The organism is Paenibacillus sinopodophylli (assembly GCF_005930355.1).
Taxonomy (GTDB): domain Bacteria; phylum Bacillota; class Bacilli; order Paenibacillales; family Paenibacillaceae; genus Pristimantibacillus; species Pristimantibacillus sinopodophylli.
This window is the reverse complement of record NZ_VDBO01000002.1, coordinates 527,183-552,287: the sequence shown is the minus strand read 5'-3', so window position 1 is coordinate 552,287 and position 25,105 is coordinate 527,183. Positions and strand designations below refer to the sequence as shown.

Below are 25,105 nucleotides of genomic sequence, written 5' to 3'. Positions count from 1 at the left end.
CTCAAATGAGATTGAGTACGGTAGCGATTTTAGATAGGGCACTATGTTTAAGTTGATAGTATTTTTGGCGGTTATAATGCATTTCGTCGATCACCTTATAATCGAAAGGCTGATCTCTTACCAGATAACGCTTCTGTATGAGATCGTTCTGCTCCTGGCTCAACCGTGCTAGCGCACGATCCATATTTTCGATTTCTACTTCAAGCTCTAATATCTCAAGCTGTTTAACGGTTATCCGCTGTTCTTTCCGTATATACTCCGACTCTATCGGACTATTGGATCCACCACCGCCACTCATACCGCTATACGAAGCAGTAACGGCTGGGATGGCATACTGCTTATGCATAGTCTCTATATCCAGTTCTAATCGACGTTTTCGCTTCACATTCAGAAAATATTGCTCTAGCAGCTCTTCAACTAATGGGACATACTCTTGTTTCTTCGTTTGATGAATACCGAGTTCCATCTGTTCCATCGTTTCATAATATTCATCGAGCCCCTTGCCATGCACAGCCATGTACGTGGCAATTAGCGTACTCTCTTGTACTAATTCAGGCGTAAGCGTCGTACGTAATTGCTTTTTTAATTGCCCATAGCGTACGGTAAGCCAGGATACAGGGATGGATGATATATTTTGCTCGGTCACTGAGATTTTTCTGCGCATTGTCATTCTCTCCTTTCGCATAACCGGAACGTCCAGCAGTTCGTCAACAAATAAAGAAGTTTGTTCATACACTTGATTACATACCATGCAATGATACTTTTCCTCGTTCATGGGATGGCATGGATGATCGCATAGCATACAAATCAAGTTTATTCCCTCCTCTTACGTAGGCTGCCATCTTCAGGTAAGGTCACCAATGTCCTCACGACGCCTGGTACTTACAGGCGTTTCGGCAAATTTCACATTTACTGACCGACAGATTCTTTGCTATCCCAACAATGGATATGCTCAGGTATGCCTTCTGAGTAAATGGCGTGAATATTAATGCATTTCGGAGGCTTATATTCGAGTGGTCCTACTAAATAGGTCTTATCAAATTCAGCTCGTGCATCAGATAAGACGTTCTCCCATTCTTGAGAACATTCCATCCATATATCATCCCTGTCATAACCGAGCTCAATAATCATTCTCCAACCGATTAAGTATTTTGCCATTGATATTCCACCTTGCGTTTTTAAGTATGGGCCGCCGTGTCAGTCTTTATTTTTCCTTCTTAGCATGCCGATCGTCATATGCCTGTAGAATATTACGTATCGTTTTCAGTGTTTCCGAAGGTGTTTTGCCAAAGTTTGCCGAATATGAGATGAGGCCCACTACGTAAGCCTCTGTATCTCTCTTCGTTCGGAACACATTAGAGAAGTCATCAATCATTTTATGTGCCTGGTCTTTTGATAGAGCAGCCATCTGCTAACCTCGATCCCTTATATTCGTTAAACGATCCGTTTTCTATGCTAGGTCTATGAAAAAGGATAGCGCTACGGACTTTAAGTACTGATGTATGTCTTCCGTTGACCCATTCAGCTGAAGGAGCTTGCCAAGTACCTCTTCTTGCTCGGCCTGTTCAAGCTCTTCCACAATGACCTCAATAATATCCGTTGACGCCATGGTTACATTCCCTTTAAAAACATAGGCTTCGACCTTTAACGCTTTCTCTGAAAAGTACTGTTTGAGCTTTTCATCCACCTTCATCTTGGAAAACCTCCATGAGTTGATTTGACTTGGTATTCAGCAGCGGTATGTTGACCCCTATGACAATGCCCTTTAAAGAGCCATTTCCCCTCACACTTCGCTATCGTCGCATAGGTTGCTCTCCCTCCAACATGGCTATAGGGTTCACCTATTTGGATAAGAGACGCTGTCCACGAAGCTGGAGGCAGTACATTTAAAAAATATTCTTGGAATGCTTCATCAACCTCATCTCCAATCTTCAAAAAATGATGGAGATCACCTTGCCAATCTTCAAATTTCTTTATCAAAGCTTACTCAGCTCCTCACCGGCATTGTATGCCTCGTATTTTTTTATATAGCGATTACGATAGAAATCTAATAGCCCTTTACGCTTTAAATAATGGTATTTGGCTGTAATGACTGATTCCGTTTTCCCTAGACCAAATGCTAACGTTCGACATTGATCAAAGCCGTAAAACATACTTAAATACTCCAGCTCTTCACTCGTGAATCTAATACCTTGCTTAATGTGAAAGTCAGGATGGTATAACATCCGCTTAGATTTGTCATAGGTAATGACCTCGACAAAATCATAGTCCGAGTTAGTCTTCAGCTTTTTAAGGCCCATCACATAACGCCTCCGATCATGTAACTTTCTATCGTCTAGGGAGTCTGCCATCATCAGGCGAGGGGCAGCTATCACCCTCGCGATGCCCCGTTGGGCATTTCGGCTATGTAAGTATAAAAACGCCTTGGTTAATCTTCTCCAGCTCTTCATCTGTTCCGAGTTGTACGATAAAGGCCTTTTCACCGATGTACAATACGAGTTTCTCGCCGTCCCTAAGCTGCTCTAAATCGTTTTGATACGGAAATTGCTTTTCCATCAACCTCTCTCCTCTCGATTAACTCTTCAATTTCATGGCTTGATTAATGAGCAAATCCAACTCTTGGCTTATTTTGACGACTTCCGGATGAATGAAATTATGACCATGTTGATCAGCCATAACCTGCATTAGTTCACGCTTCTGCTCGATGATTTGGTTGATATCCCCCACCGTGCATCCCTCCATATAGGCAGCTCTGCTGCAGAATGCCATCTAATGACTACCTTTAAAAACCGTATGCTAGATCGTTTTCATCAATAAGCTGATTAATGGAATCACTACTGATTTGTGTGACGACAGGTTTACGCTGTTCCACTTCCACAACTTTTGAATGTGCGATCAAGCAGCCACTTAGAAGGAGCTGCTTGATCTCTTTTAATTCATAGCTAACATTGCTGCAGGAGACACAACCCATTGGCATACCATTACGCCTAATCGCCGTGGTTACTTGCTCAGCAAGCCATTCTGAGAGCTTTCGTTCAGAGGACAATTTCTCCAGAAAAGCATGAACTTCATCCGAAAACCGCAATGCGCTGATGTTGAATTGTGCGCGGCGTGTCATTCAGCAATCCCAACGCCAACTTCGAGCCTACGTTTTAAGTAGTTCTTCGCTACGATTTCAGAAGCATAAATATTTAATTTCCGCGAATCCTCTGGGAAAATATGATACTTATTAGCAACTTCTTCACCTAGCTTTTTAGTAAGGAACGTCACCATGTAAAATCGTAATGCTTGGTTTACCCCACCAATGTGAACATAGTAGACCAGATCCCCTTGATTAAAGCTAAAACTTTGTAAGGACTTCAGCATGGCTACAGCTGCAAAGTCATGTAAAACGGGTTCTATGAAAATGGATAAGTCTTGATCCTTATGTGATACAGGATCTTTGTAAAGAAAACGTCTTGTTTCAATATGCTGAATAATAAAGGATTCAAGTGAACGAACATCCTTAAAATAATCCATCAGCTTATCCGTCCTTAATTTTTCTAAAACGGCTAAATAGCTCTGGTCCGTGGATGATACAAAATCGGCTGCTTTTTGTGCACCACTTAAACCGTGCTGCAGCTTGACCAAATCTTGACTTTGACCGCCTATATCGTCAATAACCGTGTATGCGTCATTATATCGCTTAGCGTCTTCTTTAAAATTCCCCTCTAAATCTTGCTTTAAGGCGTGTCTAGCATTTTCACCTTCGATGCGGCATTCAGCGTAATTTACGTTAATTGTCAATGTTCGATTGAAACCAGGTGTGAGCAGCTCGTAGGTTACATCCGCTAGGAACCGATGAGACATTGTCTCTAATTTGTCCTTAAAGCTATTAGCCTTTTTCACGAGCCAGATCGGTAATAATGTGCCAAAATAATCAATGTACACCGTGTCTTGATCAATCTCTGGACGTTTTAAAACGTGATATACCGCTATGCTTGCAAGCCAAGTGATCAAAACGATCATGGACTGTGTTTTATCATGAAGCGTATAGATATGGTCATTGCCTAGCAGTTCAGCTTGTGCACGTTTACCGACCATAAAATAACGCTCTCTACTGTCCACGAGAAGTTTAATAACGAGGTGCTCATCCAGTGAATCTTCTGGAATGTTATGTGCGAACATGCCGTCAAAGTCTTTCACTGAGATTTCTTTAATGGAAGAAGGCATCTCAAAATAATGGCCATCTATCATGTGTTGGCCAATCGAGTTACCAAAGTCAGTAACCATACGTTTAATTTGCAATTGTAATTCCTCCTAAGAGTTAGTAACTGTCAATAAAATCAATGATTTCTTGCAGATTATCTGCTTTCTATTCAGGAGTACCTAGAACAACTAATTATTAATAAGCACAGTTTTGTTCATTACGAGTTTTTAGTATCAATAATCTCTTTTTGTTTAATAAGGGCATAATTTTTAAGCGCCTTTGCAACAAGTTTCAAAAATTCGTCTTCATAGTTTTCAAGAGTTCTCAATTAAGCTCACCTCTTTACTTCAATATCCTATTAACGTGAAAGAATAAATCAAACATCAGTGGAATTTTATAAAAACCCATTGCGGTGAATACGGGGAAAAGTGTAAAATTGTAGGAGTCTAGGCTACAATTTTATTTTTCTCCTCGAGATGATGGTCAACTGTTAATCGATCATCTTTTTTGGTACTTCATTTAGTTTAAATCTTATGTCTTAAATGTTTCAATACGAAACATATTTAGTTAAAAAAACGAGTCCATTCAAAGTTTAATGCTCCAGCTATTTTTTTTGCAGTGTCTACACTTGGAGAGCGCAGGCCATTCTCAATGTTTGTATAATTACTCCTACTTACACCTGCACGATCAGCAACGACTTCTTGCGATTCATTTCCTCTAAGTTCAGTTAGCCAGTTACGATTTACCATTTTCATTACATCACCACCCCTGGTATGTTTCATAACGAAACTAACAATGTAATTATTATATGTTTCGATATGAAACTTGTCAAACATTTTGTTTCTTATTGAAATGAATCTGTATATGTTTCATTTAGAAACGTTATAATTGTATTGAGGTGATTACTATTAAAGAAATAGTAGGTAAGCGGATAGAATATGAAAGGTTAAGAAATGAATGGACTCAAGATATTGTTGCTAAAAAAATAGGTGTTGCTCGACCAACATATGCAAACTATGAAGCAGGTAAACGTCAGCCCAGCATTGATAATCTCAAACAACTTGCAGAGATTTTTAATGTAACAACAGATTATTTAACTGGACATTCAGATATTAGAAATGGTCTTGATATGAAAAGGTTAGAAAATATCAATATGACAGAAGAGAAGAAACTTCAACTGTATACACTATTGGAAAAAATGAATAAAGATCAAATTGAACATGTTCTTAAAACTGTTCAATTTATTATTAAAGACTAATTCCTTTGAATTCTTTCTAAAAACTCTACGAGCATGTCCATTTGTGGATCCAATCTCAAAATATTAATTAGACTGTCGATCTCTCTATTTGTCATTATTGTTATCAACCTCACTAAATCATTAATTTCCAAACACTTCACCTTCTCCTCTAGATGTAAATTAAATAAATTAATATAAGGGGCATCCAAACTGGCTGCTCTTTTGTGCATTCTATGTATGTCTGCGGTCTTCTTCCTTATTTACCCAGCTAGTTCATAGTAAATTATGCCGGTGTTTCAGTCAATAGTTAAAAATATATATATTGACTTTTTAGTGAAACGTTTATTAGAATATGGTCAAGATAGAGGAGTGAAATATATGTCGTATTATCAATTACTCAAAAGCTACATATCGAAATCTGGTCTTACACTTCATGATATTTCAGTTGAATTAAATAAGTACGGATTCAACATCAGCAAAGGTTACATTAGCCAGCTACAAAATGGTAAAACAGATAGGCCAGCTACTGATGACCTTACAAGAGCGTTAGCAAAAGTTACAAATGGAGATGTTGAGCAACTTCTCACTGCCTCTTTTTTGGAAAAAGCTCCTGCAGAAATAAAACTGAAATTTATTCAATTAAATAATCTAGACACTGCCTCACCTTCACAAATCGAGAAAAACCAGTTTATAGAGATACCTGTATATGAAAATATTTCAAATAATATAAGAACAAATCGAGTCTTAGGAACTGAATTCGCAGACAAAGCTTACAACTCTGAAGGAGAAGCCTTTGCAATAATAGTAGACTCGGAAACAATGTTAGAAGACTCAATAAACAACGGTGATTTAGCTATATGTTCAGCTGTCAAAGAGATTAACTACAATGACATTACTTTAATTTCAATTAATGGTGCTTCTGCAAAACTATTTCGAGTGTTCTTTAAAGACAATATCTGTGTGTTAGTTCCATCGAATAAAAAAATCAAGCCAATTGTTGTGAATATTAAAGAAGTAACTGTTTTAGGAAAAGTAGTTGAATTAAGAAAGAAATTTAGATAAAAGGACAAGGAGGAATTGGAAGTTGGTTGTTAAAAGAAAATTAGATCAAAACGAAAACAATGATGAAATTATTGAAGCAGTTGGATATATAAGACAAAGTGATGAGCGTGAGGATAAAGAGGATATTTCAGAGCAAACACAAATGGCGAAAATTCAAAGCTTTTGTGATATGAATAATTGGAAACTAGTAGGTGTTTTTAAGGATATTGATTATTCAGGATTTAGAATAAGTTATCTTAAACGACCAGGATTAATGAATGCATTTGAGTATATTAATAGCCATAAACGCGTTAGAAAATTTGTTGCCTTCAATCTTTCTCGAATAACACGAAGAAAAAAAGACTTTATTCTTATTCACGAATCACTTTCAAAATTAAAGGTGGACATATGTTCTACTGCTGAGCTACTGGACTTTAGTTCCCCAACAGGTAGAATGGTTGCAAACATCCTTGTAAATCTAAATGAGTATTTCAGCGATAATCTAAGCGATATTACTAATGATAGTAAGGAAATAAATGCAAAAAAAGGACGCTGGAATGGCGGTCCTGCCCCTTTTGGAATTATAAAGAAAGATGGAGTATTCATTGAAGATGGTTTTAAAGCAGAAGCTGTTAAACAAGCTTTCCATTTAGCTAAAGAAGGAAAAGGAACTTATATCATTTCAAACTGGCTTAATTCAGAATCTATTCTGACTCACACTGGAGTTAAATGGACCCCTAGAAGAGTTCGTTATATGTTAAATAACATCTCCTATACAGCCATGCAAAAATGGAAAGGTGTTTTATATCCACTTATGAATTTCCCATCACTGGTTTCCACAGAAGATTTCATGTATATACAGCGAACTCTATTCGGTAAAGATAACATGTGGAGAGGTAAAAATAGACAACTCTTGTCGTCTATCCTACGCTGTCCAATGTGTGGAAGCAAAATGCATTCTAGGCAAACTAGCAGCAAAAAAACAAGAAGATATGTTTGCAGCTCTAAAAATTCTAATGGTAATTGTAAGAGTCCTGTTATAGATCTCCCATCACTTAATGATGCAATTTTAAAAAGAATAGTTGATATAAGCAACGGTCGTTACAGTAAAGAACAAATATCTAGTAAAATAATTGATGAAACGGACAACACGCTTAGTGTTATTCAACACCTACAGACTGAATCTAGAAACTTAGAAATTGCAATTCAAAATGTATTTGATGATTTCTACATGCATCAAAAATTGAGTGAACAACATTTTAGCGACCTTATGAAAAGATATGAGAAGAAACAAATCGAAATAAATAAAAAATTAGAAAATATGCCTATCCCAAAAACGAACAATAAGTATGGTAATTTTGATGAGCTTCTTAGCGAGCTCGCGATTGCATTTGAGCTTGGTCTTGATTCAAATGACAAAAGAATTATGACAGAACTAATTATTGAAAAGATCATTCCAAATAAAATTACTGAAATTCACTTTAGATGGGGAGAAATACAAGAAATTAACTATACAAAATCAGGCTACGGAAAAAACGAGGTATTGTATTTCTAAAAAAAAAAACCACTCCGAAGAGTGGTCAGCCTTCATTATGAAAGCTACAGTTTTTGGATAGGAGTGGAGAGAAACCATACTGTACCTTTATTATATGTATACGCTTCCAGTTTGTCAATAAGCGCTTTCATTTTTCTTTTATTTATTTTGGAAGCGCTTGTATCAAGGTGAAACGGCTCTAGCCTTTCATTGGCAGCGCCGCACGTTTCATTCCGAGTACCATTGAGAATGTATAACCTAAGGATACACTTTCTATGTTTGCACAAAAAAACGCTCACCCGATTAAAGGTGAACGTCATAGCCTTTTGCAGTAAGCAGGATTACAGCCTGATCCAAATACTCTTGGCTTCGGAATGACAGCCTCAGGATGCCTGGTACATCTTCCCTGCTTTCAATAATATGAATATTGCTTAGATTGATGAGACTGTTACCTAACTCACTCGTGATTTTACCAATAATTCCGGGATGATCGGGAATGTCTACATAACAATCAAATGCAGAATGAATCATCCCTTTGCGGCGCTCCGGCATTTTGCTGCGGAAGTGTCCCGCCGTTTCGAACGCACCTGCAATAGCATCCCCATCTGCATGCTCGAGCATCTGAACAAACTTATTCGTTTCATTGCTCCAGTCCTGAAGCAGCTTTAATATGACCTGACGATTATTGATGAGAATATCACGCCAAAGAATCGGATCGCCTGAGGCGATTCTCGTAATATCACGGAACCCGCCAGCAGCGAGTGATTCATATAGTTCATTCTGCTCATTGTAGCCGCGAATTTGGTTCACTAACGATACAGCAATAATATGCGGCAAATGACTGATTGCCCCTGCGATCTCATCATGCTCCTTCGCATTCACTCGAACAACATTCGCTTTCGTATGCGTAAGCAGCTCAACAAGCCGATCGACAACCTCCTCCGGCGTCTCCTCATCTGGTGTAAGCACGTAGTAAGCATTCTCATAAAGATGAGAAGAGGCTGCCTCGACTCCCGTCCGTTCAGAGCCTGCCATCGGATGGCCGCCGATAAAGAAAGCTTGTCCGAAATCAAGCGATTTCGCACATGCTGCAACCGAAGCTTTGGTGCTGCCTGCGTCCGTAATAATACAGCCAGGTTTAAGCTTGAAAGCGGAGAGCTTCTCCATGTATTCTTCGATATTCCCAACCGGTACGCATACGAATATAAAATCTGCCTGCTCCGCGGCTTCCTGCATCGAAGTCGTCGCAATATCGACGACACCTCTCTGCAAATATTTCTCCACTTGAGAAGGCCGATTCGAATGGCCGATCACGGTAATTCCAGGTTTCCCCTTAAAGCAAAGAGCGATCGAACCTCCGATCAGCCCTACTCCAAAAATCGCAACTGTAGTCATAGCTTTATCCTTGCACCGCCGATTCTTCTAAAACCTGTTCTAATGCAGCAACAAATTTCTCATTCTGCTCACGCGTGCCTACCGTAATACGGATATGGTTCGGATAATAAGCCCAGCGCGGCCGTGAAATAATGCCTCTGCGAAGCAAGCCGTCGAATACTTCGGGGGATGGTCTCTTCACATCTACCATAATGAAGTTGCCGTAAGCTGGGAAATATGACAAGCCAAGACGATCGAATTGCTCCGCCAAATAGGTTAGTCCCTGTTTATTCTGATCACGGCAATAGGCAATAAACGTTTTGTCTGCAATCGCTGCTTTCGCTGCCGCTTGTGCAGCACGGGACGTATTGAACGGTTCACGAACCTGATTAATAAACCGTATTACATCTGGATGTCCAACACCATAGCCGATACGCAGCGCTGCTAATCCGTAAATTTTGGAAAAAGTACGCAGTACAATCAGATTGCGATGCTCTTTGAGAAGTTGAACACCATCTGGGAACGCTGCATCCTCAATGTATTCGCCATATGCTTCGTCAAGTACGACCAACACATTCGCTGGTACCTGCTGCATAAATGCAGATAATTCCTGCAATGTCACGATCGTTCCGGTCGGATTGTTCGGGTTGCATATCCAAATGATTTTGGTACGGTCATTAATTTGAGCTACCATTGCAGGCAGATCATGCTTGCCCTCTTTGAGTGGAACCTCTACAATACGCGAATTCTCGATTTCTGCATTGTGTTTATATTGTGGGAATGTTTCATCCGCCATAATCGTTTCGTCTCCAGGAGACATAAACGCTCTATTAATCATAAGTATAATTTCACTGGAGCCTGTGCCGAAAATAATTTGGTTCGTGTGCACTTGAAGCTCTTTCGCCAGTGCCGCCGTTAATTCCACACTAGCACCATCTGGATATATATTGAAATTCCCTAGTTCCTCGATGACTGCTGTTTTCGCTTGCTCGGAACACCCAAACGGATTTTCGTTTGATGCAAGCTTAATTACTTCTGTTAACCCTAGCTCCCTCTTAACATCTTCAACCGGCTTACCGGGTTGATAGACGGGAAGGTGGACGATATTACTTTTGGGCTGCATGAGCCGTTCACCTCTTTATCATTGACTAATAGTCATACTCGTTGTCCATTGTCTCATATCTGTGTACCGTTTTAAAGTTTTTTTACACAAAGATGTGACTTATGCCTCGTTTATACTATATTTGCAAGCATTCGCTAAACAAGCTTGTTCATTATCGCACACAATCAACTAGGAAATATATGTTTTTGATACTTTGAACATTTCATTATGAAGGTGCTATGCCAAAGACGACAATAGCTCGTTGATTGTTGCAGCATCACTTCCTTCATAAGAAGCAGCAAAAAGCCCTCTTGTCATCCGACAAGAAGGCACTTTATTACCTACTATTTAAGAATTGTATACCCTGCTGCTTCCGACAGAAAGCTGCTCGTTACCCTTTCAACGAGGCAACAAAATCGCCTATCTGCTTAAGCCCAGCTTCTCGTCTGCTAGCATCGTTCAGCAATGGAATAGCCTCTTCAATCTGGCGGACGATCGCACTGCCGACGATTACGCCGTCACATTGCTTTTCAAACCGAGCCACCTGCTCACGGCTTGAAATCCCGAAGCCGACTGCGATTGGCAAATCGGTCGCTTCACGAACCAAGCTAAGAAAATCATCGATGCCTTTGTGGAAATCTGCTCTGACTCCCGTAACGCCAAGCGAAGATACGCAATACACAAAGCCTCTTGCTTTACGCGAGATCCGAGTAACACGATCGTTCGAGGTTGGTGCAACGAGCGGGATAAGATGCACATCAGCTGCTTCAGCTAGCTGACGAACCTCTCCATCCTCTTCGATCGGCAAATCAGGAATAATCAGTCCGCTGATGCCTTTACTTTTCACAAGCTCGAAGAACGCTTCTAAGCCGAATTGGAAGATTGGATTATAGTAAGTAAAGAGAATAAACGGAATCTTAACACCAGCCTCGCGCGCCTGCTCAGCTACTTCAATGCAATCGCGCAGCGTAATACGATTGTTAAGCAACGCTCGCTCGGATGCCCGTTGTATGACAGGACCGTCTGCCAGCGGATCAGAATAAGGAACGCCAAGTTCAATCATATCGGCGCCTGACTCTTCAAGCGTCTTGATAATCGCGACCGAGGTCGCGAGATCAGGATCGCCCATCGTTAGAAATGGAATTAATGCCGTCTTTCCCTCTACTTTCAACCGGGCAAACGCCGTATCAATGAGATTCATGTTTTTCTACCCCCAAATAGCCCATAATCGCTTCTACATCCTTGTCTCCACGACCTGATAAGCTGACTACAATCACTTTATCCTTATCTAGAGTTGGAGCAAGCTTAATCGTCTGAGCGATGGCATGTGCAGATTCAAGAGCTGGTATAATTCCTTCCGTGCGTGACAGAAGTTGGAGCGCTTCAAGAGCCTCCGCATCGGTAACAGGAACATATTCCGCACGACCGGAGTCCTTCAAATAAGCGTGCTCCGGGCCGATACCAGGATAATCTAGTCCCGCGGATATCGAATGTGCCGGCTGTACCTGACCATGCTCATCCTGCAGGACGTAGCTCATGGAACCTTGGAATATGCCGTGACGACCTTTGGTCATCGTAGCTGCATGCTGGGTTGTATCGACGCCGCGGCCAGCCGCTTCAACGCCGAGCAGCTTCACACTATCGTCATTAACAAATGGATAGAAAATACCCATAGCATTGCTGCCGCCGCCAACTGCCGCAACTACGTAATCTGGCAGCCTGCCCTCTTCTGTGATGATTTGCTTGCGTGCTTCATCACCAATAATCCGTTGGAAATCTCGAACCATCATCGGGTAGGGATGCGGACCTGTAACAGAGCCCAATATATAGTAAGTATCATCAACATGGCTTACCCAGTAGCGAAGCGTTTCGTTACAAGCGTCTTTAAGTGTTCTAGTTCCAGACAGAACAGGTACAACCTCAGATCCTAGCAGCTGCATACGGAATACGTTGAGCTGTTGACGCTTCATATCTTCCTCGCCCATGAACACTTTACATTCTAGCCCAAGCAGTGCAGCAATCGTTGCCGAAGCTACACCGTGCTGGCCTGCACCGGTTTCTGCAATAATTTTCGACTTGCCCATACGTTTCGCCAAGACACCTTGGCCGATTGTATTATTGATCTTATGTGCACCTGTATGATTAAGATCTTCACGCTTTAAGTAAATTTTTGCGCCGCCAAGATGCGCAGAGAGACGCTCTGCATAATAAAGCGATGTCGGGCGGCCCGAGTACTTGTGCAGCAAATAATGAATTTCGTCCTTAAAAGCCTGATCTTTCGAATAATGGAGATACGCTTCCTCTAGCTCAAGCAATGCGTTCATCAACGTCTCCGGTACATATCTCCCGCCAAACTTCCCGAAGCGGCCGTTCTGATCTGGTACTTGTGTCATGCCTCTCTCACCCTTCTTACAAATAATCGGATTTTTTCGATATCCTTGCGTCCATCCGTTTCTACTCCACTGGATACATCAATGCCAGTTGGCGCATAGCTGCTCAGAAGCTCCTGCACATTGCCTTCATGAAGTCCGCCTGCTACGTAGAGCGGTATGCCTAGCTCTTCGGCTGCTTGCTGATACTCATTTATCGCATCCCAATCAAAGGTTTGCCCTGTTCCGCCCCCAGGAGCGTCGATTAAGACAACATCAATATCTGCTCGATAGGGAGATAGCCTCACTATCGCTGCAACAGGTGTATTGTCTTCTTGTTCCTTCTTCATAGAGAACACTTTCCACACTTGTACATTCAGCTTATCTCGAACAGCCTTACAGTATTCAGGCGGTTCGCTGCCGTGCAACTGAGCCACATCAAGCTGCGTTTCTGCAAGAATTGCTCGAAGACTATCGAAAGCCTCATTTACAAATACGCCAACTGTTAATGGTCTAACGCCATCTGCTCCATTTAGAAGCTTTGCTTCTGCAACAAGCAACGCTGCTTCTGCACCTGCAACTTGTCGCTTGCTTGGGGCGAACACGAACCCAATCTCATGAATGGGCAGACCGTCCATCGCTTGGATCGTTCGCGTGTCCATTAATCCGCATATTTTGATACGCGGGCTCCTGCTCATCGAGGGTTCACCGCGCCCATCAGATCTAAAACCGATTGAGCGACGTTCTCATGCCGCATGAAATACTCGCCGATTAGAACGCCGTGCGCGCCGATCGATTGCAAATAATCCATATCCGACTTGCCAGCTATTCCGCTCTCGCTAATGATAGTAATATGCTCCGGCATATATCCGATCAATGACTCCGTCGTTTTCAAATCCGTTACGAATGATTTCAAGTCGCGATTGTTAACTCCAATCAAACTCGCTTTGCCAAGCTCCAGCACGCCTTCAAGCTCTTCTTGATTGTGAACCTCAACCAACACATCGAGGCCAATCGATTTGGCCAAATCGTGGAACTCGCCTAGCTGTGCCGGTGTCATAATAGCAGCAATCAGAAGAATAGCGTCAGCACCAATGAGGCGCGCTTCATAAATTTGCCGATAATCGATGGTAAAGTCTTTGCGTAGAAGCGGTACCTTGACCTTTTCTTTGACAGCTTGGAGGAACGCATTCGAGCCTTGGAAATAGTCGCGATCAGTAAGGACAGATATGCAATCCGCCCCAGCAGTCTCATAAGCCGCAGCAAGCGTTGCCGGGTCGAAATCGGCGCGAATGAGTCCTTTCGAAGGAGATGCCTTCTTCACTTCAGCAATCAGACCCATGCTCCGGTTGCGGCCTGCAGCCGATACGGCGTGCTCGAATCCGCGGCAGTTCTCAAGCGCTGTGATTTGCTTCTCGACCTCTGAAAGATTAAAGCGTGAAGCAAGCTCCTCCACCTCTGCGCGCTTTGTTGCTACAATTTTATCCAGAAACATGTGCCAACTCTCCTGTCGTTTGAATAAGGCTAGCAAGCTTGCGCTGCGCCTCTCCTGAATCTATAACCTTTGCCGCAGCGGCAACCCCGTCTTGGAGGGAGCCCGCCAAGCCGCCAACGTAGATGCATGCACCAGCGTTCGCAAGTACAATATCCCGATAAGCACCTTGCTGCTCGCCTGCGAATATGGCGCGAATAAGCGCGGCATTCACTTCCGGCTCACCGCCCATTACGTCGGAAATCGGCCATCTCTTCAGCCCCAGCTCTTCTGGGGTAATATCGAATGTTCTGACCTTGCCATCCAGCAGCTCCGAAATTTGCGTCGGTGCGGATATGCTGATTTCATCCAACCCGTCATGGCTGCTCACAACCATCGCCCGCTTCAAGCCGAGCTCACCAAGCACCTCAGCAACTGTTGACGTACGTGCACGATCGTAGAGGCCTAGAAGCTGTCTGTCTGCTCCTGCTGGATTCGTAAGAGGGCCCAGCATGTTGAAGATCGTCCGAATGCCTAGCTCCTTGCGAGGAACAGATGCATGACGCAGCGATGGATGATACAGCTGAGCGAACATGAAGCAGATGCCGATATCTTCGAGACATTGTGCTGCCTGCTCCGGCGTGATCGTAATCTGAACGCCAAGTGCTTCCAATACATCCGCGCTTCCTGTCTTGCCCGACATCGCACGGTTGCCATGCTTGGCTACTCGTATGCCTGCAGCTGCTGCTATAATAGATGATGCCGTCGATATATTAAACTTATGGATGCCTGAGCCGCCAGTACCACAAGTATCAAGCAGACCCTCCTGCTCCGTATGCAGATGACTGGAATGCGCGCGCATGGCTTGTGCGAATCCGGTAATCTCATCCTTCGTTTCACCTTTCATGCGCATCGCGGTCACGACGCCAGCAATTTGCACAGCTGTCGCCTCACCACTCATAATAATACTCATGACGCTGCTTGCTTGCTCACGCGTAAGGCTCGTTCCGCTAATCAACTGATTAAGAGCCTGCTGCATCGTGATGGCTTCGGTTGCCTGCATTATTGACCAAGCCCCTCTCCGGCCTTGACGTAATAATCCGAATTGATGGCGTTATAGCCGCCCTGCTGGCCCTTAGGCTGTGCGAAAATCGCCTCAGCTGTACGAATGGCCTTCAGCATGCCTTTCGCCTTATTAACAGTTTCCATGTATTCGCTCTCGGGAACCGAATCCCATACGATGCCTGCTCCGGCTTGAACATATGCTTTGCCATGCTTGAAAATAATCGTACGGATTGTAATGCAAGTGTCCATAGAACCGCCGAAGCCCAAATAACCTATAGCGCCTGCATATGCACCGCGTGCCTCATTCTCGAGCTCCGCAATAATTTCCATCGCTCTCAGCTTTGGAGCCCCTGATACCGTGCCCGCAGGCAAACAAGAAACAAATGCATCGAAGAAGTCCTTGTCCTTATGCAGCTTGCCAGATACGTTCGATACAATATGCATAACATGCGAATAGCGCTCGATCTCCATGAAGGAATCACATTTTACGGTGCCGAATTCAGATACTCTGCCAATGTCATTGCGGCCGAGATCCACCAGCATCAGATGCTCAGCGCGTTCCTTCTCATCCGCCAGCAGCTCAAGCTCAAGCGCTTTATCCTCCTCAGGCGTTTTGCCGCGAGGTCTGGTTCCTGCGATTGGTCTAGTCTCAACTCTATCCCCGTTTACCTTAACAAGCGCCTCAGGCGACGTACCTACAATAACCTCTTCGCCCATTTTCAAATAATACATATAAGGGGATGGGTTCATTGTACGAAGCACCCGGTACACATGCAAAGGATCGATGTCCGTGTCAATATTGAAGCGCTGCGACAGTACCACTTGAAAAATATCACCAGCGCGGATATATTGCTTCGCCTGCTCGATATTCGACATGAACTGCTCTTTCGTTACATTGGACTGAATATCGCCAAGCTCATAATCCACTTCAATCGAGCTTCCTGTCGTTACAGGAATCGTTACAGGCTGCTGAAGTCGCTCAATCGTTGCTTCAATCTTGGCAATTGCCGCATGATAGCTAATCGCAATCTCAGCATCGGTGGCACCATCAGCTACATGCACGTTGCCGACAATTTGCAGCCTTTGTTTGAAGTGGTCGAATACGATCACTTGATCGCAGAACATGAACTGCATATCATTCATATTCAGATCATCAATCCGATGAGCTGGAAGCTTCTCATAATATTGCAGCAGATCATAGCCAAAGAATCCGATTGCTCCTCCCGTGAATGGAGGAAGTTCTGGCAATGATGGGCTCCGGAAGGAGCGCAAATGAGCCTTAAGCAGCTCAATCGGCTTATCGCCAAGAACATGTTTCTCGCCGCCGCGCTCCAGCACCATCTCGCCGTTCTTGCCGTAGAGCATCATAAACGGATCAGTACCGATGAATGAATTTCTAGCCCACTTCGCACCACCTTCCACACTCTCTAGAAGAAAGGCGTGATCCTCCTTCGCGAAATGCTGGAACAAACGGATCGGTGTTTCGGTGTCTGCCATCATGTAACGAACGATTGGAATTAAATTGTATTGGCTTGCGAGACGGGTAACCTGTTGCAGCTCATTTGACATTCAGAAACATCCTCCCTTTGCGATCAAGCGTAAACGGCTGAAGCCGTCCTCTGGCGGCTATGCTCACGTTTCGCGTAGACGTATAGAGAAAGTATGAGCAAACTCATATCCTTTCCTATGCGTAGAAAAATCTATCAAAAAATACAAAAAAAGCTCCTGCCAGAGCAGGAGCGTTGGGTTAGATGATGACGGAAGTGTGTAAGCGGAAGAAACACATCGAAGGATAGGCAGAAACAGCACTTTTACAACGCCATACGCCTACGCGCAAGCCATTGTTCAGCTCTTCCGACAATTCCCTAACACTGCGTGCCTCACTCTGCTACTCTAAACTAGTCTCGACTCATCTCAACTCAGAAAAAACTCTGCTACTCTCACTTACGTAACTAAATATACATCAACGAACAGCTTTGCGTCAACAAAGGGTTATCATTCATATAAGAGCAATAATGAAAAATTAGGATTTGGATAAGTCCGGGCGAAGCGCCTCTGCCCCATTCAAATAAACGTGGCGAATCTCCGCTTGTTTTTTGTCTGTATTAATCAGAACCATCAGTCTGATACAACGCTCCAAGCTTCCTTTAACCGGAACCTCAAGGGCGCACATGAGCGGAACTAGCTCCCAGCCCTTCATTTGACGGATCGCCTTTGCAGGAAACGCCTCGTCCAAATCATTCGTAACGGTCACGAATACGCTGCAAATATCATCTGGCACGATTTCATTATCAGTGACGATGCGATTAAGCATCTCGATTGTAGCATTAAGAATAGGCTGCTCTTCATTCGCCCCAACGGTAATAGCTCCACGAATTCCTCTTACGCTCATTTCGGCTGCACCTCCTGCTTTAGTTGCTCTACGATTTCCCGTACCCACTGAACAGATACGTCCGACTTGATGTCTACTTTGCCAATCGCTGTCGGAACGACAAATATCATTGTGCCTTCAGAAAACTTCTTATCATGCATCATCGCATCCATAACCTTGTCGACGTCGAAGTGCTCCGGCAATCGTACGGGGAGTCCCGCCTTTGCCAGAATGCGTTTCGTATCCGTGTACACTTCTTCAGGTGCGCCATAACGGAGCCCAAGCCGTGCAGAGCCAACCATGCCAATTGAGATAGCTTCGCCGTGCAGAAGCTCTCCATAGCCAGCCACTGCTTCCAGTGCATGACCAATTGTATGACCCAAGTTCAGAATTGCACGCAAATCGTTTTCTCGCTCATCCTTCGAGACGACAGCTGCTTTCACGCTGCAGCCTTTGTACAGGGCATAGCCAAGCGCTTCCGGATCAAGGGACAACAGCTTCTCTGTGTTCTCCTCGCACCATGACACGAATTCCGCATCCCAGATGAGTCCATGCTTAATAACCTCTGACAAGCCGGCGCTGACCTCTCGCGGAGGCAGCGTTTGAAGCGTATTCAGATCATACAATACGAGTTCAGGCTGATGAAATGCACCGATTATATTTTTGGCAAACGGATGATTGACTGCGACTTTGCCGCCCACACTGCTATCATGGGCCAGAATCGTTGTCGGGACCTGAACGAATTTAATGCCGCGCATGTAGGATGCCGCTACGAAACCAGCTAGATCCCCTACAACACCACCACCGAGCGCAACAATCGTTGACTTGCGATCAAGTCCTGTCTCAAGTGCTTTCGCCACAAGTGATTCCAGCATAGAAAGCGATTTCGAGCTTTCACCAGACGGAACAACGACGCTTCCCGTTTGGAAGCCTGCTTCTCTCAGCTCTGCTTCGAACGCTTGCAGATGGAATGCTGCAACGTAACTGTCCGTAATAATAAGCAAAGGAGATTTCTTGCTGATCCCATGCTTAACGAAATAAGTGGAGGCCTCCTTCAGGAGACCCTCTCCGATATATATAGGATAAGAGCGTTCGCCCAGCTCGACTGTTAACTCCCGCATATTAGTACCGTCCCAACTGCTCTAGGTAGTTGTTCAGGTTAGCACGAATTTCCTCGATCGAATCTCCGCCGAACTTTTCTAGGAACGCTTTCGCTACTTCCCAAGCGACAACATGCTCCATTACAACACTGGCAGCTGGCACCGCACAGCTGTCCGAACGCTCAACCTGAGCGGTGAAAGGCTCTTTCGTGTCAATGTCCACGCTGCGAAGCGGCTTGTACAACGTCGGGATAGGCTTCATTACGCCGCGAACAACGATCTGCTCGCCATTGGTCATACCGCCCTCGAAGCCGCCGAGTCGGTTCGTTGCACGGTGATAACCGCGCTCTGCTTCGTACATAATCTCATCATGTACTTGTGAGCCGCGAAGCTTCGCCGCTTCAAAGCCGATGCCGATTTCGCAGCCTTTGAATGCATTGATGGATACGACTGCTTGTGCAATTCGGCCGTCAAGCTTACGATCCCACTGCACATGGCTGCCAAGTCCGATTGGTACGCCTTCAATAATACATTCTACGATTCCACCGATAGAATCGCCTTCCGCTTTGATCTGATCGATGTAATCTGTCATCTTCTGTTCGGTTTCTTTATCCACCACACGGACGGATGACTCCTCTGTCAGACGAATGAGCTCATCAACAGGAAGCTGATTTGCTGGTGCTTCAATTTCGCCGATGCGAATGACCTGCCCAGCAACCTTGATTCCGAATTCTGCAAGAAACTGGCGAGCAACTGCGCCAACGGCCACACGTGCCGCCGTCTCTCTTGCACTTGAACGCTCAAGTACATTGCGAAGATCCTTCAGATCATATTTCAAACCACCGTTCAAATCCGCATGGCCTGGACGCGGGCGATGAACGCGGCGCTTCTCTTCGTCACTGCCTTCAATAGGTTCAATATTCATAACGGAAGTCCAATGCTTCCAATCATTATTCGCAACAATAAGCGCTACCGGAGCACCTGTCGTTCTTCCGTGGCGAACGCCGCCGACAATGTTAGCTATATCCTTCTCGATTTGCATTCTGCGTCCACGACCATGGCCCTTCTGGCGACGGTGCAACTGGAAGTTCAGCTCCTCGAAATCAATCGTTAGATTGCTCGGCAATCCCTCAATAATCGCTGTTAGTTGGGGACCATGCGTCTCCCCCGCTGTCAAATACCGTAAACTCAACTAAAGCTCCTCCTTCAAAGCAAGCCTATATGCGCCTGCTATGCTTTACTGCACTAAACATCTTTGCTCATTATAGTACAGCGTTACCCGTTTGACAAGAATTGAGGAGCAAGCAGCACCGCCTTTTACCTATAGAAAGAGACCGAGGAAAGTGTCATAAACGACTGACATTTCTTCGGTCTCTACCCGGAATAGCCTATTAGCTGTTCACTGATTTCTTCTCTAAAAGCACTGTTCCATCACGCGTAAGCAGCGGATCATTCATGAGTCTTGTCATTTGTCCGCTGTCTACTCCGATAATTTGCGCGCATTCCTGAATCGAAATAAAACCACGCCTATAAGCGGCAATTACCTTGCGTTTGTCCATCGGTTGATTCATCCTCCAAGTCTTCTGCCTACTGCTTAGTATAGGAGAAGTTGGAAAACCGTATACATCACCGTTAAACCTTGCGGTAAAAGAACGTATCAGCGGTCTCGAAACCATACTGAGCCGGTGAGAAAATTTGCTCGGTGCTGCCGACAAACAACAAGCCGCCAGACTTCAGCGCATTCGCAAACTTCTGATACAGCACATGCTTCGCATCCTCTGTGAAATAGATCATAACGTTACGACACACGATTAAATCAAACGAGTTGTCGAACGTGTCATGCAACAGGTTTTGCTGTTTGAATTGAATGAATTGTTTGAGGGTGTCCGAAACCAGATAGGCACCATCCGCTTGCTTGAAATATTTCTGACGAGAAGCCGCCGGTACATCGCGCAGTGAGCGTTCCAAGTAGCTGCCTTCCATCGCCTTCTGCAGCACGCCTGAATCAAGATCCGTTGCCAGCAGCGTGGATCGATTCAGTGCTCCAAGCTCAGATAGAATCATGGCAAGCGTATAGGGCTCCTCGCCCGTAGAGCAAGCTGCGCTCCAAATTTTCAATCGATTAGACGTACCGAGCATCTCGGGAAAAAAACGTTTCTGCAGAACCTCCCACCTAGATGGGTTTCTCCAAAACTCTGAGACATTGATCGTCATCCGATCCAAAAACTCATTTAACATGCTTTTGTTTTGTTCAATTGCTTTGTAATACTCATCGAACGTCTGAAATCCATGCTTCTGCCTCAGAGTCGTCAGCCTGCGTTTCATTTGGGCTTCCTTGTACTGGGATAAGTCAATGGCGGTCTTTTGCTTTATACGTACGATAAATTGTGCGAAATCTTGATCATCAAGCATAGGTTCCTCCATTACTTTGGTTGGGATCGTTAAATCCACCGTTGAATTGTATGCTCATACTGAACAAGCTCTGATGGTGAGAAATAAATAGCGATTTCTTTCTCAGCGTTCTCCACCGAATCAGAGCCGTGGATTAGATTGAAATTCGTATGTACCGCAAAGTCGGAACGAATGGTTCCTGGAGACGCGTCAATCGCATCTGTTTTGCCAATGAGCGCACGGGTTAATGCGATGACATTATCCCCCTGCCAGACCATTGCAAAGACGGGACCCGATGTGATGAAAGCAAGCAGCGGCTCATAGAACGACTTGCCCTTATGCTCTTCATAATGCTTCTCCGCAAGCTCTTGGTTTAATAACATAAATTTGGCTGCCGATAGCTGCAGTCCCTTTTTTTCAAACCTCGCAACGATTTCGCCGATCAAGCCGCGCTGTACGCCATCTGGTTTAACCATCAGGAAAGTTCTTTCCATCTACAACCAATCCTTTCGACTGAACAGAATTAATAATTTCGTTTGCCGACAAAATGTGCAATATCGATCAAGTTCTTCTTCGCTGTCAGGTTAGGTAATCCCTCTAATGCTTGAAGAGCTTTTTTTACATAACGGTTCGCTAATTGATCCGCTTGCTCCCCGCCAACGCTTTTACGAATCATATCAATGGCACGGCCTGCATCCCGCTTGCCGCCAAGCTCACGTATGGACGCGATTTCTTGAAGCAGAGAATCACGAATTGCAGGGTCTTTCAGTGCAAGCAGCACGGGTAAAGTAATGTTGCCTTGACGCATATCGGAGCCTGGGGGCTTGCCGATTTGCTTCTCCGTTCCATAAAGGTCAAGCAGATCATCACGAATCTGGAATGCCATTCCCACATTATACCCATAGCGATACAAGCTGTTAGAGGTATGACGGTCCGCATTCGCAGCGACAGCTCCAAGCTGGCAGCTAATGGCGATTAGCAATGCGGTTTTTCTTCTAATGCGAAGCAAATAATTGCGAACCGACTGCTCAGTATTAAAGAAATCGCGGATTTGCTCCATCTCGCCAATGCACATTTGAACAAGCGCGCGTGATAGGATGAGATGAATTTGCGGGTTGGGCAGCTGCGCTGCAATCGTTAATGCTTTCCCATGGATGAAATCGCCCGTGTACATCGCGATCCTATTATCCCATTTGGATTTCACGGTTAATTGCCCGCGGCGCGTTTGCGCATCATCTATTACATCATCATGAACAAGCGAAGCCATGTGGATCAGCTCAAGCGGAACCGCAATCCTCTTCATGACATCCAATCGATAATCGCCGAACTTGCCCGCAAGCAGCACGAATATCGGCCGGATTCGCTTCCCGCCCGCTTTGAGCAGATGCAGCGAAGCCTCACCGAGCAGGACATGGTCGTCCGTCACGCTGCGCTCAAGCTCTTGTTCGATTTGATTGAGGTCGCCTTTCATCTTTGCGTACAAATCTAGTAGTTTCATTCTTTCACCTTTTGGGCAGATTGGTCTTCAAAAAAAGTCAGCTCCACATCATGCGATAGCAGGCCGAGCTTCTTGGAATATTCGAAGTATAATTTGAGTCCCTCTTGCAGCTTGCTTCCGAAATCATACTGAATCGACTGAAAATATGTTGTCCAGTATGCCGTATCTCCTCCAAGCTGTTTACAGGCTTGTACGATCAACGGATCAAGATTTGTTTTATTGTACTGTTTACTCTCTATTAAAGCTTTACATACAGCATGAACGGCATCTGGCTGTTCTTGAACAACTTCTTTGCGCGCTGCTACAACAGCATACGTCATACCAAGTCCCGTCCATTCATTCCATAGCTGTCCTAGATCGATCACATGAAGTCCATGATCCTTCCATGATGCGTGTATAGCTTGATCGCCAATGATAAGTGCTCCATCCGAAGCTTCAAGCATCTTCTCAAGATCAGGCTCAGCCGTCACATATTCAGGCTCACATTCAAAGCGCAAAGTCATTAAGATTTTCAAAAGATTGACTGAAGTTGCAGACGTAGCCGTCAATGAAATGCGTTCAGGCCGCTTGCGTTCAATCGGCTCCTTCAGGAAAAGAAGGATCGAATTCACTTTCCCTATAGAACCAACCGATAAATCGGGCAGCAGCACATAATCTTTAGCATTCTGTCCGTATGAGAAGGATGAAATGGCAGAAATGTCTAATTCACCCGCTTGCAGCAGTCGATTCAATCCTGAAGGGACACGCTTAATGACCTCATAACTATTCCACTCAAACCGCTCTTCAAGCTGATGAAATAGCGGCCAAGCATTAGCATAATCAATTCTGCCGATGGTGATCGGGCGATTCATGCCCATTCTGTTCATCTCCCCATCTTCTGTATAAATCATGATCGATTGTCATATTGTCAAGTATTTTTCCTACTAAAAAATCAATCATTTCATCCATATTTTGCGGTTTGTAATAAAAAGCCGGCATCGCCGGAATGATTCTTACGCCTAATCGCGAAAGTGTCAGCATGTTTTCCAAATGAATCGCATGCAACGGTGTTTCTCTTGGCACGATAAGCAGCTTCCGGTTTTCTTTCAGCATCACATCGGCCGCCCGGGTCATCAAATTATCGGAAATGCCGTGCGATATGGACGCGAGCGTCCCCATCGAGCACGGCACAATAACCATTCCTTGCACACGGAAAGATCCACTGGCAATGCTTGCGCCAATATCAGCATTGGGGTGATACACGAGCCTGCGCCACGTGACAGCTTCACCGAAGAGCTGTTCAACCGCTGCTGTCCTGCGAGTGGTTTCCATGCCTAGCTCTTCCTTCAGCACTCTCCAGCCGGCTTCTGTCACTACGAGATGAACTTCGAAATCCAATTGAAGCAGCACTTGAATAAGCCTAATGCCGTATATTGATCCGCTTGCACCGGTAATCCCTACGACCCATCGTTTCGTCCAATCCGATTTGGCAGCAGGAGCCATTTCTTCTACCAATGGTGCAGAACCAGTAAATCAACGATTACAAATAGGAACAATACGACACTGAGCGTACCGTTCATTCCGAAGAATGCAGTCTGGACGCGGGATAAATCGTTTGGACGAACCAGATAGTGCTGATAGAACAGCAGCGATATCGAAATGAGTGTGCCAAGCAGATACATCCAGCCTAAATCAGTCATCCAGAACAAAGTGATGAAGCCTATTGCTGTAATGACATGCAAGACGCGTGCGATCCATAATGCACCAGAAATGCCAAAACGAGCTGGAATAGAATGTAGACCGGCACCGCGGTCATATTCGAAATCCTGCGTGGCATAGATGATATCGAAACCGGCAATCCATAAAGCAACGGTTACATAAAGTATCCATGCAGCTGGATCGAATTGACCCGTTACGGCTACCCAGCCTCCAAGCGGTGAAAGACCAATCGTAAATCCAAGAATAAGATGACAAAGCCAAGTGAAACGTTTCGTGTACGAGTAGAGCACAAGCAGCGCGACCGCGATCGGCATTAGTTTCAGTGCAATCGGCGCCAAATTAGCTGTTGCGATAAACAACAGAACGAATGAAACGACGATAAACAATAATACCTCTGCAGATTTAAGCAAGCCTGCAGGAATGGCTCTTTTCTCCGTTCGCGGATTCCGCAAATCGATCGCTTTGTCAATCAAACGATTCAAGCTCATCGCGGCGCTTCGAGCACCGAACATCGCAAGCGTGATCCAGCCAATTTCTGACCATGAAGGCAATCGCTGCTCCATCATGACGGTACCTAATATCGCGCCCATGAAAGCAAACGGCAATGCAAATATGGTATGTTCAAACTTAATCATTTCTAGAATAATGCGTAATTTGCGAATCAT

General features: G+C 44.6%; 31 protein-coding genes. 3 read left to right on the top strand and 28 right to left on the bottom strand.

Features of this window, described 5'->3' with window-relative positions:
• Window position 1: 1 nt before the first annotated feature.
• From FGT79_RS14605 to FGT79_RS14560, 10 genes are all read right to left on the bottom strand, one after another.
• Entirely contained in the window at window positions 2-664 is a 663-nt protein-coding gene (locus FGT79_RS14605; protein ID WP_138753521.1) for an ArpU family phage packaging/lysis transcriptional regulator, read from the bottom strand.
• A gap of 245 nt (window positions 665-909) precedes the next feature.
• Window positions 910-1,158, bottom strand: coding sequence for a hypothetical protein (locus FGT79_RS14600; RefSeq protein WP_138753520.1), 249 nt, complete (start codon window positions 1,156-1,158; stop codon window positions 910-912).
• Between the two features lie 292 nt (window positions 1,159-1,450).
• Complete coding sequence (locus tag FGT79_RS14590; RefSeq protein WP_138753518.1) at window positions 1,451-1,693, bottom strand: hypothetical protein; 243 nt, start codon at window positions 1,691-1,693, stop codon at window positions 1,451-1,453.
• On the bottom strand, window positions 1,690-1,980 hold the full coding sequence (locus FGT79_RS14585) for a hypothetical protein (protein ID WP_246096432.1): 291 nt from the start codon (window positions 1,978-1,980) through the stop codon (window positions 1,690-1,692). The genes FGT79_RS14590 and FGT79_RS14585 overlap by 4 nt, the downstream gene beginning before the upstream one ends.
• Window positions 1,977-2,300, bottom strand: a complete 324-nt coding sequence (locus FGT79_RS14580) for a hypothetical protein (RefSeq protein WP_138753517.1) — start codon at window positions 2,298-2,300, stop codon at window positions 1,977-1,979. Before FGT79_RS14580 ends, FGT79_RS14585 begins: the two co-directional genes overlap by 4 nt.
• 103 nt (window positions 2,301-2,403) lie before the next feature.
• On the bottom strand, window positions 2,404-2,556 hold the full coding sequence (locus FGT79_RS31190) for a hypothetical protein (protein ID WP_171056240.1): 153 nt from the start codon (window positions 2,554-2,556) through the stop codon (window positions 2,404-2,406).
• Window positions 2,557-2,574: 18 nt separating this feature from the next.
• Complete coding sequence (locus tag FGT79_RS14575) at window positions 2,575-2,727, bottom strand: aspartyl-phosphate phosphatase Spo0E family protein (protein WP_246096431.1); 153 nt, start codon at window positions 2,725-2,727, stop codon at window positions 2,575-2,577.
• Window positions 2,728-2,782: 55 nt separating this feature from the next.
• On the bottom strand, window positions 2,783-3,118 hold the full coding sequence (locus FGT79_RS14570; RefSeq protein WP_138753516.1) for a hypothetical protein: 336 nt from the start codon (window positions 3,116-3,118) through the stop codon (window positions 2,783-2,785).
• Entirely contained in the window at window positions 3,115-4,287 is a 1,173-nt protein-coding gene (locus tag FGT79_RS14565; RefSeq protein WP_138753515.1) for an Alp7A family actin-like protein, read from the bottom strand. The genes FGT79_RS14570 and FGT79_RS14565 overlap by 4 nt, the downstream gene beginning before the upstream one ends.
• Before the next feature lie 465 nt (window positions 4,288-4,752).
• On the bottom strand, window positions 4,753-4,944 hold the full coding sequence (locus tag FGT79_RS14560; RefSeq protein WP_342778488.1) for a helix-turn-helix transcriptional regulator: 192 nt from the start codon (window positions 4,942-4,944) through the stop codon (window positions 4,753-4,755).
• A gap of 143 nt (window positions 4,945-5,087) precedes the next feature.
• On the opposite strand from FGT79_RS14560, the gene FGT79_RS14555 reads away from it, so the two are divergent.
• From FGT79_RS14555 to FGT79_RS14545, 3 genes are all read left to right on the top strand, one after another.
• The gene (locus tag FGT79_RS14555; protein WP_171056239.1) at window positions 5,088-5,447 is read left to right on the top strand and encodes a helix-turn-helix domain-containing protein; all 360 of its coding nucleotides are present in this window, start codon (window positions 5,088-5,090) and stop codon (window positions 5,445-5,447) included.
• A gap of 357 nt (window positions 5,448-5,804) precedes the next feature.
• A complete protein-coding gene (locus FGT79_RS14550) occupies window positions 5,805-6,488 on the top strand; it encodes a LexA family protein (RefSeq protein ID WP_138753513.1) in 684 nt (227 codons plus the stop codon).
• Between the two features lie 22 nt (window positions 6,489-6,510).
• Window positions 6,511-8,022 carry a recombinase family protein gene (locus FGT79_RS14545; protein WP_138753512.1) on the top strand — a complete coding sequence of 504 codons (1,512 nt, stop codon included), beginning with the start codon at window positions 6,511-6,513 and terminating at the stop codon, window positions 8,020-8,022.
• Window positions 8,023-8,304: 282 nt separating this feature from the next.
• On the opposite strand, the gene FGT79_RS14540 is transcribed toward FGT79_RS14545, so the two are convergent.
• The 18 genes from FGT79_RS14540 to FGT79_RS14455 form a co-directional block, all read right to left on the bottom strand.
• The gene (locus tag FGT79_RS14540; RefSeq protein ID WP_138753511.1) at window positions 8,305-9,396 is read right to left on the bottom strand and encodes a prephenate dehydrogenase; all 1,092 of its coding nucleotides are present in this window, start codon (window positions 9,394-9,396) and stop codon (window positions 8,305-8,307) included.
• Between the two features lie 4 nt (window positions 9,397-9,400).
• The gene (hisC, locus tag FGT79_RS14535) at window positions 9,401-10,498 is read right to left on the bottom strand and encodes a histidinol-phosphate transaminase (protein WP_138753510.1); all 1,098 of its coding nucleotides are present in this window, start codon (window positions 10,496-10,498) and stop codon (window positions 9,401-9,403) included.
• A gap of 370 nt (window positions 10,499-10,868) precedes the next feature.
• Window positions 10,869-11,678, bottom strand: a complete 810-nt coding sequence (gene trpA / locus FGT79_RS14530; protein ID WP_138753509.1) for a tryptophan synthase subunit alpha — start codon at window positions 11,676-11,678, stop codon at window positions 10,869-10,871.
• Window positions 11,665-12,870 carry a tryptophan synthase subunit beta gene (gene trpB, locus FGT79_RS14525; RefSeq protein WP_138753508.1) on the bottom strand — a complete coding sequence of 402 codons (1,206 nt, stop codon included), beginning with the start codon at window positions 12,868-12,870 and terminating at the stop codon, window positions 11,665-11,667. The genes trpA and trpB overlap by 14 nt, the downstream gene beginning before the upstream one ends.
• A complete protein-coding gene (locus tag FGT79_RS14520; RefSeq protein ID WP_138753507.1) occupies window positions 12,867-13,544 on the bottom strand; it encodes a phosphoribosylanthranilate isomerase in 678 nt (225 codons plus the stop codon). Before FGT79_RS14520 ends, trpB begins: the two co-directional genes overlap by 4 nt.
• Window positions 13,541-14,341, bottom strand: coding sequence for an indole-3-glycerol phosphate synthase TrpC (gene trpC / locus FGT79_RS14515; RefSeq protein ID WP_138753506.1), 801 nt, complete (start codon window positions 14,339-14,341; stop codon window positions 13,541-13,543). The genes FGT79_RS14520 and trpC overlap by 4 nt, the downstream gene beginning before the upstream one ends.
• Complete coding sequence (gene trpD, locus FGT79_RS14510; protein ID WP_138753505.1) at window positions 14,328-15,380, bottom strand: anthranilate phosphoribosyltransferase; 1,053 nt, start codon at window positions 15,378-15,380, stop codon at window positions 14,328-14,330. Before trpD ends, trpC begins: the two co-directional genes overlap by 14 nt.
• Window positions 15,380-16,951 (bottom strand): anthranilate synthase component I, encoded by a 1,572-nt coding sequence (gene trpE / locus FGT79_RS14505; RefSeq protein ID WP_138753504.1) that lies wholly within the window; start codon window positions 16,949-16,951, stop codon window positions 15,380-15,382. Before trpE ends, trpD begins: the two co-directional genes overlap by 1 nt.
• Before the next feature lie 454 nt (window positions 16,952-17,405).
• Window positions 17,406-17,774 (bottom strand): chorismate mutase, encoded by a 369-nt coding sequence (gene aroH, locus FGT79_RS14500; RefSeq protein WP_138753503.1) that lies wholly within the window; start codon window positions 17,772-17,774, stop codon window positions 17,406-17,408.
• Window positions 17,771-18,874: a 3-dehydroquinate synthase gene (gene aroB, locus FGT79_RS14495; protein ID WP_138753502.1), complete on the bottom strand. Its 1,104-nt coding sequence runs from the start codon at window positions 18,872-18,874 to the stop codon at window positions 17,771-17,773. Before aroB ends, aroH begins: the two co-directional genes overlap by 4 nt.
• 1 nt (window position 18,875) lies before the next feature.
• Complete coding sequence (gene aroC, locus FGT79_RS14490; RefSeq protein ID WP_138753501.1) at window positions 18,876-20,045, bottom strand: chorismate synthase; 1,170 nt, start codon at window positions 20,043-20,045, stop codon at window positions 18,876-18,878.
• Between the two features lie 199 nt (window positions 20,046-20,244).
• The gene (locus tag FGT79_RS14485) at window positions 20,245-20,424 is read right to left on the bottom strand and encodes a hypothetical protein (protein WP_138753500.1); all 180 of its coding nucleotides are present in this window, start codon (window positions 20,422-20,424) and stop codon (window positions 20,245-20,247) included.
• A gap of 61 nt (window positions 20,425-20,485) precedes the next feature.
• Complete coding sequence (locus FGT79_RS14480; protein WP_138753499.1) at window positions 20,486-21,265, bottom strand: CheR family methyltransferase; 780 nt, start codon at window positions 21,263-21,265, stop codon at window positions 20,486-20,488.
• Between the two features lie 29 nt (window positions 21,266-21,294).
• Entirely contained in the window at window positions 21,295-21,738 is a 444-nt protein-coding gene (gene ndk / locus FGT79_RS14475) for a nucleoside-diphosphate kinase (protein WP_138753498.1), read from the bottom strand.
• A gap of 29 nt (window positions 21,739-21,767) precedes the next feature.
• Window positions 21,768-22,742, bottom strand: coding sequence for a polyprenyl synthetase family protein (locus FGT79_RS14470; RefSeq protein WP_138753497.1), 975 nt, complete (start codon window positions 22,740-22,742; stop codon window positions 21,768-21,770).
• A complete protein-coding gene (locus tag FGT79_RS14465) occupies window positions 22,739-23,599 on the bottom strand; it encodes a menaquinone biosynthetic enzyme MqnA/MqnD family protein (RefSeq protein WP_138753496.1) in 861 nt (286 codons plus the stop codon). The genes FGT79_RS14470 and FGT79_RS14465 overlap by 4 nt, the downstream gene beginning before the upstream one ends.
• Window positions 23,562-24,224, bottom strand: a complete 663-nt coding sequence (locus FGT79_RS14460; RefSeq protein WP_138753647.1) for a UbiX family flavin prenyltransferase — start codon at window positions 24,222-24,224, stop codon at window positions 23,562-23,564. Before FGT79_RS14460 ends, FGT79_RS14465 begins: the two co-directional genes overlap by 38 nt.
• 5 nt (window positions 24,225-24,229) lie before the next feature.
• Window positions 24,230-25,105, bottom strand: coding sequence for a UbiA-like polyprenyltransferase (locus FGT79_RS14455; RefSeq protein WP_138753495.1), 876 nt, complete (start codon window positions 25,103-25,105; stop codon window positions 24,230-24,232).